This is a genomic window from Streptomyces vietnamensis, assembly GCF_000830005.1.
Taxonomy (GTDB): domain Bacteria; phylum Actinomycetota; class Actinomycetes; order Streptomycetales; family Streptomycetaceae; genus Streptomyces; species Streptomyces vietnamensis.
On the sequence record NZ_CP010407.1, the window covers coordinates 4,612,543 to 4,625,023 of the forward strand.

Annotated in this window: 14 protein-coding genes; 9 read left to right on the plus strand and 5 right to left on the minus strand. The window is 71.5% G+C overall.

All coding sequences use genetic code 11. The annotated features are described in order from the left end of the window. Window positions 1-3: 3 nt before the first annotated feature. Window positions 4-156 (minus strand): hypothetical protein, encoded by a 153-nt coding sequence (locus SVTN_RS44835; protein ID WP_167352207.1) that lies wholly within the window; start codon window positions 154-156, stop codon window positions 4-6. A gap of 121 nt (window positions 157-277) precedes the next feature. Then, window positions 278-958, minus strand: a complete 681-nt coding sequence (gene phoU / locus SVTN_RS20695) for a phosphate signaling complex protein PhoU (protein WP_041130440.1) — start codon at window positions 956-958, stop codon at window positions 278-280. A gap of 263 nt (window positions 959-1,221) precedes the next feature. Between phoU and phoR the strand changes: the two genes are divergently transcribed. Beyond that, on the plus strand, window positions 1,222-2,451 hold the full coding sequence (phoR, locus tag SVTN_RS20700) for a two-component system sensor histidine kinase PhoR (protein WP_041130441.1): 1,230 nt from the start codon (window positions 1,222-1,224) through the stop codon (window positions 2,449-2,451). Window positions 2,452-2,456: 5 nt separating this feature from the next. Beyond that, window positions 2,457-3,128, plus strand: a complete 672-nt coding sequence (gene phoP, locus SVTN_RS20705; RefSeq protein WP_465270246.1) for a two-component system response regulator PhoP — start codon at window positions 2,457-2,459, stop codon at window positions 3,126-3,128. A gap of 79 nt (window positions 3,129-3,207) precedes the next feature. Here the strand turns inward: phoP and SVTN_RS20710 are convergent, their stop codons facing one another. Continuing rightward, window positions 3,208-3,867, minus strand: coding sequence for a hypothetical protein (locus SVTN_RS20710; protein WP_041130442.1), 660 nt, complete (start codon window positions 3,865-3,867; stop codon window positions 3,208-3,210). 709 nt (window positions 3,868-4,576) lie between these two features. Between SVTN_RS20710 and SVTN_RS20715 the strand changes: the two genes are divergently transcribed. From SVTN_RS20715 to SVTN_RS20745, 7 genes are all read left to right on the plus strand, one after another. Then, the gene (locus SVTN_RS20715) at window positions 4,577-5,059 is read left to right on the plus strand and encodes a CarD family transcriptional regulator (RefSeq protein ID WP_003953493.1); all 483 of its coding nucleotides are present in this window, start codon (window positions 4,577-4,579) and stop codon (window positions 5,057-5,059) included. A gap of 340 nt (window positions 5,060-5,399) precedes the next feature. Then, the gene (gene ispD / locus SVTN_RS20720; RefSeq protein ID WP_041130443.1) at window positions 5,400-6,149 is read left to right on the plus strand and encodes a 2-C-methyl-D-erythritol 4-phosphate cytidylyltransferase; all 750 of its coding nucleotides are present in this window, start codon (window positions 5,400-5,402) and stop codon (window positions 6,147-6,149) included. After that, window positions 6,139-6,645, plus strand: a complete 507-nt coding sequence (gene ispF, locus SVTN_RS20725; protein WP_041130444.1) for a 2-C-methyl-D-erythritol 2,4-cyclodiphosphate synthase — start codon at window positions 6,139-6,141, stop codon at window positions 6,643-6,645. The genes ispD and ispF overlap by 11 nt, the downstream gene beginning before the upstream one ends. Before the next feature lie 64 nt (window positions 6,646-6,709). Next, window positions 6,710-8,107, plus strand: coding sequence for a cysteine--tRNA ligase (gene cysS, locus SVTN_RS20730; protein WP_041130445.1), 1,398 nt, complete (start codon window positions 6,710-6,712; stop codon window positions 8,105-8,107). Between the two features lie 77 nt (window positions 8,108-8,184). Beyond that, complete coding sequence (rlmB, locus tag SVTN_RS20735; protein WP_041130446.1) at window positions 8,185-9,144, plus strand: 23S rRNA (guanosine(2251)-2'-O)-methyltransferase RlmB; 960 nt, start codon at window positions 8,185-8,187, stop codon at window positions 9,142-9,144. A gap of 82 nt (window positions 9,145-9,226) precedes the next feature. Then, entirely contained in the window at window positions 9,227-9,472 is a 246-nt protein-coding gene (locus tag SVTN_RS20740) for an NAD-dependent epimerase/dehydratase family protein (RefSeq protein WP_041130447.1), read from the plus strand. 186 nt (window positions 9,473-9,658) lie between these two features. Continuing rightward, on the plus strand, window positions 9,659-11,218 hold the full coding sequence (locus SVTN_RS20745) for a DoxX family membrane protein (protein WP_041130448.1): 1,560 nt from the start codon (window positions 9,659-9,661) through the stop codon (window positions 11,216-11,218). A 71-nt stretch (window positions 11,219-11,289) separates the two neighbouring features. On the opposite strand, the gene SVTN_RS20750 is transcribed toward SVTN_RS20745, so the two are convergent. Together SVTN_RS20750 and SVTN_RS20755 are read right to left on the minus strand one after the other, a co-directional pair. Next, a complete protein-coding gene (locus SVTN_RS20750) occupies window positions 11,290-12,006 on the minus strand; it encodes a nucleotidyltransferase family protein (protein WP_041130449.1) in 717 nt (238 codons plus the stop codon). Between the two features lie 46 nt (window positions 12,007-12,052). Then, window positions 12,053-12,463 (minus strand): hypothetical protein, encoded by a 411-nt coding sequence (locus SVTN_RS20755; protein ID WP_041130450.1) that lies wholly within the window; start codon window positions 12,461-12,463, stop codon window positions 12,053-12,055. Between the last annotated feature and the right edge of the window lie 18 nt (window positions 12,464-12,481).

Here is a 12,481-nt window from a genome sequence, read left to right on the forward strand (position 1 = left end):
CGGTCAGCCGCTGCAGCCCCCGCACTGGCACGGGGAGCCCGACTGGCAGCCGCAGCCGCAGCCCGAGCCGCAGCCGCAGGCGCCGAGCAGGGGCAGGAACACCGCCTCGCGCGGTGCCTCCGGTCCGGATTCGGTCGTGGTGGGGGATTCGGCCATGGGGGTCCCTCCCTTTCGAGGCGTGCTTCGCCTCCCCCCATTGCATGCCCACTCGGACCGGCGCATCAACGGCGCATCGAAGCCCGCGCGCCCATGCGCCGTCCCACGGCGCCCGTACGCCCTACGCGCCTTCCACCGGCGCGTCCGCCGCCTGCAGCTCGTCCGCGTGCTCGCCCGTCACCAGGTACACGACGCGCTTCGCCACCGACACCGCGTGGTCAGCGAACCGCTCGTAGTACCGGCCGAGCAGCGTCACGTCCACGGCCGTCTCGATGCCGTGCTTCCAGCGGTCGTCCATCAGGTGCTGGAAGAGCGTCCGGTGCAGCAGGTCCATCTCGTCGTCGTCCTGCTCCAGCTGGAGCGCCAGGTCGACGTCCTTCGTGATGATGACCTCCGCCGCCTTCGCCATCAGGCGCTGCGCCAGCTGCCCCATCTCCAGGATGGTCGCGTGCAGGTCCCGGGGCACCGCCGTGTCGGGGAACCGCAGCCGCGCCAGCTTCGCCACGTGCTGCGCCAGGTCGCCCGAGCGCTCCAGGTCGGCGCTCATCCGCAGCGAGGTCACCACGATCCGCAGGTCCGTCGCCACCGGCTGCTGCCGGGCGAGCAGCGCTATCGCCCGCGCCTCCAGGTCGTGCTGGAGGTCGTCGACCTTCTGGTCCGCGGCGATCACGCTCTCCGCGAGCTTGAGGTCCGCGTCGAGCATCGCCGTCGTGGCGCGCCCGATCGCCGACCCGACGAGCCGGGCCATCTCGACCAGGCCCTCGCCGATCGAGTCCAGTTCCTCGTGGTACGCGTCCCGCATGGTGTCCCTCTCTACGCAAAACTCCGGGGTCCGGGTGGGGCTCGGACCCCCACGCTCCCACGTTCGGCCCCCTGTGCGTCCGGTTCCACCCCCTGATGTGAATCAGTACTTTCCCCCAGGTGAACTCTGGGCGACACGCGCCACCCCGGTCGCCAGGGCAAATGAACCACCCGCATCTCCATGGTGAACTCTGGGCGACGACTGTTCGAGCAGCCACTCGGACGGCTGGGAGAGTGTCCGTCCACCCGCATAACCTGGAGGGCATGGACGTGAACGCGGCGGTCGCCGCATTGGCAGCGATCGCCGGCGTGTGCACCGGCGTGATCGCCATGCTGGCGTTCCGCTGGAGCGAGCGCGACCAGGCGCGACCGACCCGTACCTCTCTGCACACCGACGCCGTGCTCCCGCCCGGCGTCGACACCGTGCTGTCCGTGCTGCGCTCCTCCGCGGTCGTTCTCGACGAGAGCGACTCCGTGGTGAAGGCCAGCTCGGCTGCGTACGCGCTCGGCCTGGTCCGCGGCGGCAAGCTGGCCGTCGAACCCATGCTCAACATGGCCCGCGACACCCGCCGGGACGGAGAGATACGGCAGGTGGAGCTGGACCTGGCCCGGCGCGGCACCGGACGCGGCGAGGCCCTCGCCGTCTCCGCCCGGGTCGCCCCGCTGGGCTCGCGGCTCGTGCTGCTCCTGGTCGAGGACCTGACCGAGGCCCGTCGTATCGAAGCGGTACGGCGCGACTTCGTCGCCAACGTGAGCCATGAGCTCAAGACTCCCGTCGGCGCGCTCTCCCTGCTCTCCGAGGCGGTCATGGACGCCTCGGACGACCCCGAGGCGGTCACCCGCTTCGCGGGCCGGATGCAGATCGAGGCGACCCGCCTCACCAACCTCGTACAGGAGCTCATCGACCTCTCCCGCGTGCAGAACGACGACCCGCTGGAGGACTCCGAGCCGGTGTCCGTGGACGAGCTCGTCGCCGAGGCGATCGACCGCTCCCGGCAGCCCGCCTCCAAGAAGCAGATCACCATGGTCTCCGGCGGCGCCGCCGACCTGTACGTGTGGGGCAGCCGGGGCCAGCTCGCCGCGGCCCTCGGCAACCTCGTCGAGAACGCCGTGAACTACTCCCCGGCCCGTACGCGGGTGGGCATCGCCGCCCGCCACGTCGCTGCGCCCGCCGGCGACGTGATCGAGATAGCCGTGACCGACCAGGGCATCGGCATCCCGGACAAGGACAAGGAGCGCATCTTCGAGCGCTTCTACCGCGTCGACCCGGCCCGCTCCCGTGCCACCGGCGGTACGGGACTCGGCCTGGCCATCGTCAAGCACGTGGCCGCCTCGCACGGCGGGGAGGTCACCGTCTGGAGCACCGAGGGTCAGGGCTCCACCTTCACCCTGCGGCTGCCCGAGGCGGGCGCCGTACGGGACCGCCGGCCCGCCTCGTCCTCCACCCCAGATCTCATGACCGAACCGCTTCCCGCCCCGGAGGTCCTTCCGTGACCCGAGTGCTTGTCGTCGAGGATGAGGAATCCTTCAGCGACGCCCTGTCGTACATGCTCCGCAAGGAGGGCTTCGAGGTCGCCGTCGCGGCGACCGGGCCCGACGGCCTCGACGAGTTCGAGCGCAACGGAGCCGACCTCGTCCTCCTCGACCTGATGCTTCCGGGTCTGCCCGGTACCGAGGTGTGCCGCCAGCTGCGCGGCCGCTCGAACGTCCCGGTGATCATGGTGACCGCCAAGGACAGCGAGATCGACAAGGTCGTCGGCCTGGAGATAGGAGCCGACGACTACGTGACCAAGCCCTTCTCCTCGCGGGAGCTGGTCGCCCGCATCCGCGCGGTGCTCCGCCGCCGCGGGGAGCCGGAGGAGGTCACCCCGGCGGCCCTGGAGGCCGGCCCGGTCCGCATGGACGTCGACCGGCACGTGGTGACGGTCTCCGGCGGCAAGGTCGACCTGCCGCTGAAGGAGTTCGACCTCCTGGAGATGCTGCTGCGCAACGCGGGCCGCGTGCTGACCCGTATGCAGCTCATCGACCGGGTCTGGGGCGCGGACTACGTCGGCGACACCAAGACCCTCGACGTCCACGTGAAGCGCCTCCGCGCCAAGATCGAGCCGGACCCGGGTGCGCCGCGGTACCTGGTGACGGTCCGCGGCCTCGGGTACAAGTTCGAGCCGTAAAGAGCCGTCAGCGGCTCGTACGCACGCGTGAAGGGGCGCCCCCGTCCGGGGGCGCCCCTTCACGCGTGTCTGTTCGCCGTCAGTGGCCGGCGGTCGTCGGCTCGCCCGAGGCAGGGGTCTCGGCGCCGTGCGAGGCCTCGCCCGAGGGCGTCGCGGAGGCGGTCGGCGAGGTGGTCGCCGAGGCGGTCGGCGTGGCGGTCGGGGCCTGCGCCGGGACGGCCGGGACGGCGCTCGGGCCGTACGCCTCGAAGTAGCTCTTCGCCGGGACGACGAAGGCGTTCAGGCCGACGTCGCCGGTCTTGCTGAGCTTGAAGACGACCTTCTGCGCGTCGCCGTCACGGGCGGCCTCGGAGCCGTTCAGGACGAGGGCGGAGGCGTTGCCCTCGCCGCCGATGACGACGGAGCCGTGGGCCGGGACGACGATCGGGCCCGTGCCCCCGGCGGCCTTCAGCACCACCGCGGCGGGCAGGCCCGGCAGGCTGATCGAGTCGAGGGTCTGCGGCAGGCGGCCGTTGTTGAAGACGGTGGCCGAGATGGCGGCCGGGCCCTTGACGCCGGGCTCGGGCTGGGTGATGACCAGCGCGTTCTGGATCTTGACGTCGTCCACGGTGACGGCGGCGTTGTCCGGCCGCACTTCCAGCGTCTGCGCGTCGTTGCCCGCACCACAGGCGGACAGCGCGGCGACGGAGAACACGATGGCGGTGGCGGCGAGGGCGCCGCGTCGAAGGCTGCGGCTCACGGCGGCGGCATCTCCTAGGACGTACGGACAGGCGTGGGAACTAAGGGACAGCTAAAGGTGTGTCAGCGCGCTTAGGTTACCGAGCCTCACTCCGCGTCCCGCACCCGACCCGCCCCTAACCGATCAGAGCCGCCCCGGGACCGCACCCCGGGAGCGCCCCCGGGGTGCCTGCCGCAGTCCCTTCGCGGCCCTTCCGCGCACCTTCCGCACACCCTCCGTCGGGTCTCCCGTACGCCCTTCCGGCACTCGTCGCGCGCCCGCCCATGTGGCCGGATCACGACCCATTGACCTGTTGTTCACATAACCGCCTTGATCAATTCGGAGGCGGTCCCGCATTCCCCGTGGCCGCCCCCGCGGAAAAGCCCGCATCGCTGTCGCTTGATGTCCACTGATCAATTTCGGGAATCACCCCCGCATGCATCCGTACGGGTGGGCGATCCTCGAACGGAGTAGGTGAAGAAGGCCACTCCGAACCGGACAAACCGGGGCATCGTCCCTCCCTGGAGGGCCTCCGGGTATGTGTAACGTGCGCGTTTCTCTCCGTCCATGCAGCCGCTCCGACCTGCGAATACCGCCTTCCGGAAGCCCTCCGCAGCACGTTCGTGTCACCGTTGTCAAGCCCCGAGATATGCCCTGACCTGCGAAAACGCCATTCAGAAGAAGCCGAATCCGTGTTACCCTGGATAGCCACGGAAGGGGTACCTGTCACATGACGTTCAAGGTTGGCGACACCGTGGTCTATCCCCATCACGGGGCCGCGCTGATCGAGGCCATCGAAACTCGCCAGATCAAAGGCGTGGACAAGACCTACTTGGTGCTCAAGGTCGCGCAGGGCGACCTGACGGTTCGTGTGCCGGCGGACAATGCGGAGTTCGTCGGTGTTCGCGACGTGGTCGGTCAGGACGGGCTGGACCGGGTCTTCGAGGTGCTGCGCGCGCCGTACGCCGAAGAGCCGACGAACTGGTCCCGTCGCTACAAGGCAAATCTCGAGAAGCTCGCCTCCGGCGATGTCATCAAGGTCGCCGAAGTGGTGCGCGACCTGTGGCGTCGTGAGCGCGAGCGCGGACTTTCCGCAGGTGAGAAGCGCATGCTCGCCAAGGCTCGGCAGATCCTGGTGAGTGAGCTGGCCCTCGCGGAGAACACGAACGAGGACAAGGCCGAGGCTCTCCTCGACGAGGTCCTCGCGTCCTGAGCCGCGTTTCCAAGTGAAGCAGTGAAGCAATGCCGTGGTGCCCGTTGGCGTGCTGTGATCCACACAGCGCTGTCGCCGGGCGCTGCGGCATGTTCGCGTAGGCGGCAAGTCCGCACGGGCGCGTAGCGTCGGCCTGTTCGCGTACCTTTGCGGAGCCGTACGCCCGACCGCACCGCTGAAGTAACCCGCACCCCCTGAACTTCTCTCCACCCGAACCCCTGTGCCCACGCGGCCACGCCTCGACCGTCGTCACGGAAAGGGCCCGGTCAAGGCGGTGCGTCCGGCACGGTGAGGCCATACCCATGTCGGCCGCGGAAACAAACCTGCCGGAGTGCAACCGATGTCAGACGAAGTGCGTCCTAGCCGTACCGCCGTGGTGATCCCGGCCGCAGGGCGGGGCGTACGCCTCGGCCCGGGCGCCCCCAAGGCGCTCCGCGCGCTGAACGGCACCCCCATGCTGATCCACGCCGTCCGAGCGATGGCCGCCTCCCGCGCGGTCTCGCTCGTGGTCGTGGTCGCGCCCGGCGACGGGGCCGCCGAGGTCAAGAACCTCCTCGACGCCCACGCCCTGCCCGAGCGGACCGACTACCTCGTCGTCCCCGGCGGCGACACCCGCCAGGAGTCCGTCCACCTCGGCCTCAAGGCGCTCCCCGAGGGCATCACCACCGTCCTCGTCCACGACGCGGCCCGCCCCCTGGTCCCCGTCGACACCGTGGACGCCGTCATCGAGGCCGTACGGGACGGGGCCGTCGCCGTCGTCCCCGCGCTGCCCGTCGCCGACACCGTCAAGGAGGTCGAGCCGGCCGAGAAGCCCGGCGACCCCGAGCAGGTCGTCGCCACCCCGGTCCGCGCCCGCCTCCGCGCCGTCCAGACCCCGCAGGGCTTCGATCACGACACCCTGGTCAACGCCCACGCCACCATCGCCCTCACCGGTGAGGGCGCCACCGACGACGCCGGCATGGTCGAGCGGCTCGGCGCGCCCGTCGTCGTCGTGCCCGGCCACGAAGAGGCCTTCAAGGTGACCCGTCCCCTCGACCTCGTCCTCGCCGAGGCCGTACTCGCCCGCAGGAGGGCCAACGATGGCTTCTGATCTCCCCGTGCTCCCCCGTACCGGCATCGGCACGGACGTCCACGCCTTCGAGAAGGGCCGCGAGCTGTGGTGCGCCGGCCTGCTCTGGGAAGGGGAGGAGTACGGCCTCGCCGGGCACTCCGACGGTGACGTCGCCGCCCACGCCGCCTGCGACGCGCTCTTCTCCGCCGCCGGGATCGGCGACCTCGGCGCCCACTTCGGCACCTCGCGCCCCGAGTGGTCCGGCGCCTCCGGCGTCACCCTGCTCGCCGAGGCCGCCCGGATCGTCCGCGCCGAGGGGTACGAGATCGGCAACATCGCCGTGCAGGTCGTCGGGGTCCGCCCCAAGGTCGGCAAGCGGCGCGACGAGGCGCAGAAGGCGCTGAGCGAGGCGGCGGGCGCCCCCGTCTCCGTCTCCGGCACCACCACGGACGGACTCGGCCTCACCGGCCGCGCCGAGGGCCTCGCCGCCCTCGCGACCGCGCTCGTGTACCCCGTATCGCCTCAGGAGCGGTGAAAAACGTCATCGGTGACCCCGATCGGGTATCGGGGCACTACCACACGCCCACTACCCTGGAGTGGTGACTATTCGCCTGTACGACACCAGCGCCCGGCAGATCCGTGACTTCACCCCGCTCACGCCGGGCTGCGTCTCGATCTACCTCTGTGGTGCCACCGTGCAGGCGGCCCCGCACATCGGCCACATCCGGTCGGGGCTGAACTTCGACATCATGCGCCGCTGGTTCGCGTACCGCGGCTACGACGTCACGTTCATCCGCAACGTCACCGACATCGACGACAAGATCATCAGGAAGGGCGTCGAGCAGGGGCGCCCCTGGTGGTCCATCGGCTACGAGAACGAGCGCGCGTTCAACGCCGGTTACGAGGCCCTCGGCTGCCTCCCGCCGACCTACGAGCCCCGCGCCACCGGTCACGTCCCCGAGATGATCGAGATGATGCGGGGGCTGATCGAGCGCGGCCACGCCTACGAGGCGGACGGCAGCGTCTACTTCGACGTGCGCTCCTTCCCGGGCTACCTGGAGCTGTCGAACCAGGACATCGACGACCTCCGCCAGCCCGACGAGGGCGTCTCCGGCAAGCGCGACCCCCGCGACTTCGCCATGTGGAAGGCGACCAAGCCGGGCGAGCCCGACTGGGAGACCCCGTGGGGCCGCGGCCGTCCCGGCTGGCACCTGGAGTGCTCGGCCATGGCCCACAAGTACCTGGGCTCCGCCTTCGACATCCACGGCGGCGGCCTCGACCTGATCTTCCCGCACCACGAGAACGAGATCGCCCAGGCCAAGGCCTTCGGCGACGAGTTCGCCCGGTACTGGGTGCACAACGCCTGGGTCACCATGAGCGGCGAGAAGATGTCGAAGTCGCTCGGCAACAGCGTGCTGGTGTCCGAGATGGTGAAGAACTGGCGCCCCATCGTCCTGCGCTACTACCTGGGCACCCCGCACTACCGCTCGATGATCGAGTACAGCGAGGAGTCCCTGCGCGAGGCCGAGTCGGCGTTCGCCCGCATCGAGGGCTTCGTCCAGCGCGCCACCGAGAAGGCCGGGCGCGATGTCGCCCCCGCCGCCGAGGTGCCGCCGGCCTTCGCCGAGGCCATGGACGACGACCTGGGCGTGCCGCACGCGCTGGCGATCATCCACACCACCGTCCGCCAGGGCAACAGCGCCCTCGCCGCGGACGACAAGGAAGAGGCCATCGCCCGCCTCGCCGAGGTCCGCGCCATGCTCGGCGTCCTCGGCCTTGACCCCCTCGACCCGCACTGGGCCGAGGAGAGCGGTGGCGGCGAGGAGCTCCACGGCGCCGTCGACACCCTCGTGCGCCTCGTGCTCCAGCAGCGCGAATCGGCGCGCGAGCGCAAGGACTGGGCGACCGCGGACGCGATCCGCGACCAGCTCAACCAGTCCGGCCTCGCCATCGAGGACAGCCCCGACGGACCCCGCTGGACGCTGGGCAACCGTTAGAAGACGTGCCGCTCGGGCCTCCGGGCGGCACACTTCAGTTACAGACCTACGTACGCAACACCGAGGATTAGGTAGTCATGGCCGGGAACAGCCAGCGCAGGAACCGTCGCACGTCCAACAAGAAGGGTGCGACGATCGGCAGCGGTGGCCAGCGGCGCAAGGGCCTCGAAGGCAAGGGCCCGACCCCCAAGGCCGAGGACCGCAAGGGCCACAAGGCGTTCCGCGTCTCCAACGCGATGGCCCGGAACGCGGCCAAGCGCCGCCCCGCGCCCCGCCGCGGCGGCCCCAAGGGCGCCAGCGAGATGGTCGTCGGCCGCAACCCGGTCTTCGAGGCGCTGCGCGACGGCGTACCCGCCACCACGCTGTACGTGCAGCAGTTCATCGACAACGACGAGCGCGTGCGCGAGGCCCTCCAGCTCGCCGGCGCGCGCGGCAACATCAACCTGATGGAAGCCCCGCGCCCCGAGCTCGACCGCATGACCAACGGGCTGAACCACCAGGGTCTCGTCCTCCAGGTCCCGCCGTACGAGTACGCGCACCCCGAGGACCTCACCGCCGCCGCCTACGACGAGCACGAGGACCCGCTGATCGTCGCCCTCGACGGCGTCACCGACCCGCGCAACCTCGGCGCGATCGTCCGCTCCGTCTCCGCCTTCGGCGGCCACGGCGTGGTCATCCCCGAGCGCCGCGCCGCCGGCATGACCGCCGGTGCCTGGAAGACCTCCGCCGGCACCGCCGCGCGCACCCCGGTCGCCCGCGTCACCAACCTGACCCGCGCCCTGCAGGAGTACAAGAAGGCCGGCATCACCGTCGTCGGCCTCGCCGCCGAGGGCACGCACGAGGTGCAGGACCTGGAGGCGCTGGCCGGCCCGGTCGTCATCGTGGTCGGCTCCGAGGGCAAGGGCCTCGGCCGGCTCGTCGGCGAGACCTGCGACCTCCTCGTCCGCATCCCGATGCCGGGCGGCGCCGAGTCCCTCAACGCCGGTGTCGCCGCGGGCGTCGTCCTCTACGAGGCGGCCCGCCGCCGCATGGGCTGACACCCGGCCGACGTCAGTCCGCCGCGACAGCGCGGCGGACTGACACAGCGCGTACCGTACGTGCTGACAACCGGGCGGCGGCTTGAGCACACGAACACTGATCACCGGCGGTGCCGGCTTCACCGGGTCGGCCCACACCCGGACGCTGCTCGGCGCCGAAGGCCCCGACGGCATCGAGATCACCGTCCTGGACAAGCTCACCTACGCCGGAAACCCGGAGAACCTTGCCGGGCTGAGCAGCGATCCCCGCTTCACCTTCGTGCGAGGGAACGTCAGGGAAGCCCCGAGCCCGGCCCGGCTCGCCTCCGGCAATGTGCTGCCCTCGTAGGAGAGTTGTCTCGCCCGTGCGCGGCTACGGCGTGCGTGAGGTGGCGGGCACGACGCGCATGCCGGAGCGTGTCGGCATCGGCGCTCCCCACACGTCCTGACGCCGCGCACCCGCCGGTGATCTTGACGGGTCTCGGACATTTGGCAACCGTCAAAGCAGTGTCCTAACCCCGCGTCACTCGGTTAGATGAGTGTGGACACCAGAACGCCCCGGCCGGGGTTCGACGATCAGCCCGCGCTGAGCATGGTCAAGGTGGATTCCGATCCCGCCCAGGTGATCGTGAACCACGCCAGCTTCCGTGTGCGGCTCGCGCCGGCTCCGCAGCCGAAGTTCGCGGCGCGTGCCGCCGCCCTGTCCGGAGTGGGGGCGGGCGGGGCGCGCCGGCGGCCCGTCGTGTGGACCGGGAAGTCCGCGCCGGGCGCCACCGGCCTCCTCCAGGCCGTGCGCGAGTCCTCCGTCTCCACGCTCGAGCCCGTCGGTCACGGCGGCCACGGTGTCGGCGACACCCAGGCCATCCCGCGCATCGACACCACCATGCCCAGCCCCGCGGTGCCCGCCGAGGCGGTCACGCCCCTGCTGCCGCCGATGCGCCGGGCCGAGGGCGCCTACGACGAGCTGTACGACCTCCGGCCCGAGCCCGCCGAGCCGTACGAGCACGACGCGCCGGAAACCCGGACCGCGCAGCGCCACGGGCAGGACAACGTCCGGCACGCCTACTACCCGGGCCGCCGGATGAACCTCGGCGTCGTCCTCCTCCCGCTCCGCGTCTTCCTCGGCTTCATCTCCATCTACGCGGGCATGGGCAAGCTCTGCGACCCCGTCTACTTCGACGGCGGCGAGCGCGGCTCCATGGTGAAGTGGCTCAACTCCCTGCACCCCTGGGCCCTCGCCGAACCGCTGCGCGACTTCGCCCTCCAGCACCCCGTCGGCGCCGGACTCACCGTCGCCTTCCTCCAGGTCGTCGTCGGCGTCCTCACCGTCCTCGGACTCTGGCAGCGCGTCGCCGCCGTCGTCGGCGGCCTGCTCTCCGCGGCCCTCCTGCTGACCGTCAGCTGGAAGACCGTCCCGGTCTACGACTCCGCCGACATCATCTACCTGGCCGCCTGGTCCCCGCTGATCATCGCCGGCGCCCCCGTCTACTCCCTCGACGGCCGCCTCGCGAGCGAGGCCTGGCGCACCCTCGGCCCCCGCGCCGAGCTCTGGGACCTCCGCCGCCGCGTCACCCGGCGCAGCACCCTCCTCGCCGCCGTCGTCGTCGGCCTCACCCTCCTCGTCGGCTCGGTCCTCGGCGGCGCCGTCCGCTCCACCGAGATGGTCACCGTCCCCGGCCCCAACGACGACCCGATCAACCACCTCCCCGGCCAGCCGCTCCCCCAGGAGCCGACGCGCCGCGCCCCGTCGAAGGCCGCCTCCACCGCGCCCGAGCCCGCCGCCGCGACCAGCGAGGCCCCCGTACGGAGCGAGGCGACCGAGGAGGCCACCCGGCCGACCGAGACGACCCACGAGGCCCCCCGGACCCAGGAGCAGCGGCCGACCGCCACCCAGGGCACGAGCACCGGCGCCACCAGCAGCCGTACGCCCGCGCAGTCGAAGCCGGCGCCCCCGCCGTCCACCAGCGACACCCCGAGCACCAGCGGCGGCGGCACGTCGAGCGGCGGCTCGACCGGCTCCACCAGCACCCCGTCGGAGAGCGGCTCGACGACGGGCGGCGGCGCACACAACCCGATCGGCGGCCTGCTGGGCTGACACTCAGGGGTACGAGGAGGGCGGCACCCGCGGATGCGCGGTGCCGCCCTTTCCGTTGCGTGCGCCCGTCCTCAGGCCTTCTGGGCGGCCAGTTCCCTGGCCGCCTCCGTCAGGTCCTTCGCGGTGTCGATGGCCCTCCAGTACGCGCCGTGGGGCAGCGGGAAGCCCGCCAGGCGCCGTTCGCGGGCGAGGCGGGGGAAGGTGGTCCGCTCGTGGTCGCCGAGGTCGGGGAGGAGCTCCGTGAAGGCCGCGGCGAAGACGTACACGCCGGCGTTGATCAGGAACGGCGACGGCGGCGCCTCGATGAAGTCGGTGACGTTCCCGAACTTGTCGGTCTCGACGGCGCCCCACGGGATCCGGGGGCGGGCCAGGGCGAGCGTCGCGAGGGCGTCCCGCTCGGTGTGGAAGGCGGCCATCTCGCGCAGCGAGAAGCGGGTCCAGATGTCGCCGTTCGTGGCGTACCAGGGCTGGTCCGGGGCCGGCAGGTGCGTGGCGGCGTACTTGAGGCCGCCACCGCGCCCGAGGGGTTCGGTCTCGACGACCGTCGTCACCTTGAGCGGCAGGTCGGCGGAGGCCAGCCACTCCTGGAGCACCTCGGCGAGGTGTCCGCAGGAGACGACGGCGTCGGTCACGCCCTCGGCGGCCAGCCAGGAAAGCTGATGGCCGATGATCGGGGTCCCGGTGCCCGGGATCTCGACCATCGGCTTGGGGCGGTCGTCGGTGTAAGGGCGGAGCCGTGTGCCCTGGCCGCCCGCCAGGACCACGGCCTGCGTCGGAGTGGTGTGCATACGGGGAACGATAGGCGTCCCGTATGTCCGATGTGCGTGACGACGCTCAGCTCGCGCGCATCACGCCGGTCGCGTACGAGGTGTCGCAGACCGGGCGGGAGAAGGACTGGGCGCGCGAGGGGCCGTAGTGCTCGACGGCGGCGCGGCCGAGGGCCCGGGCGATGGAGAAGCAGTGCTTGGCGAGGGAGGGACGGTTCTCCACCTCGCGCTGGAGGTGCGTGAGGGCCGTGCCGGGGTCCTTCTCCTGAAGCTCTGCGAGGAGCTGGTCGCGGAGAATATCCTGCGGGGCACGGGACTTGGCCCGGGTGGACACGTCCGTGGAGGACGCGGTCAGCTGGGTCCCGGAGTCCTGGCCGGCCCACGGAACGGCGGACACCGCGAGCGTTCCCGAGAGCACCAGGACGACGGGCAGGACGAGGGCGAGAGAGCGGCCGATTCGGCGGGCAGTGTGCGTCACGCAGGCGAGCGTAGCGGC

What these genes read in the sequence shown, in the direction of transcription:
- ispF (WP_041130444.1), top strand. Translation starts at nt 6,139, where the DNA reads ATGGCTTCTGATCTCCCCGTGCTCCCCCGTACCGGCATCGGCACGGAC.
- rlmB (WP_041130446.1), top strand. Translation starts at nt 8,185, where the DNA reads ATGGCCGGGAACAGCCAGCGCAGGAACCGTCGCACGTCCAACAAGAAG.
- phoR (WP_041130441.1), top strand. Translation starts at nt 1,222, where the DNA reads ATGGACGTGAACGCGGCGGTCGCCGCATTGGCAGCGATCGCCGGCGTG.
- SVTN_RS44835 (WP_167352207.1), bottom strand. Translation starts at nt 156, where the DNA reads ATGGCCGAATCCCCCACCACGACCGAATCCGGACCGGAGGCACCGCGC.
- ispD (WP_041130443.1), top strand. Translation starts at nt 5,400, where the DNA reads ATGTCAGACGAAGTGCGTCCTAGCCGTACCGCCGTGGTGATCCCGGCC.
- SVTN_RS20715 (WP_003953493.1), top strand. Translation starts at nt 4,577, where the DNA reads ATGACGTTCAAGGTTGGCGACACCGTGGTCTATCCCCATCACGGGGCC.
- phoU (WP_041130440.1), bottom strand. Translation starts at nt 958, where the DNA reads ATGCGGGACGCGTACCACGAGGAACTGGACTCGATCGGCGAGGGCCTG.
- SVTN_RS20750 (WP_041130449.1), bottom strand. Translation starts at nt 12,006, where the DNA reads ATGCACACCACTCCGACGCAGGCCGTGGTCCTGGCGGGCGGCCAGGGC.
- SVTN_RS20745 (WP_041130448.1), top strand. Translation starts at nt 9,659, where the DNA reads ATGAGTGTGGACACCAGAACGCCCCGGCCGGGGTTCGACGATCAGCCC.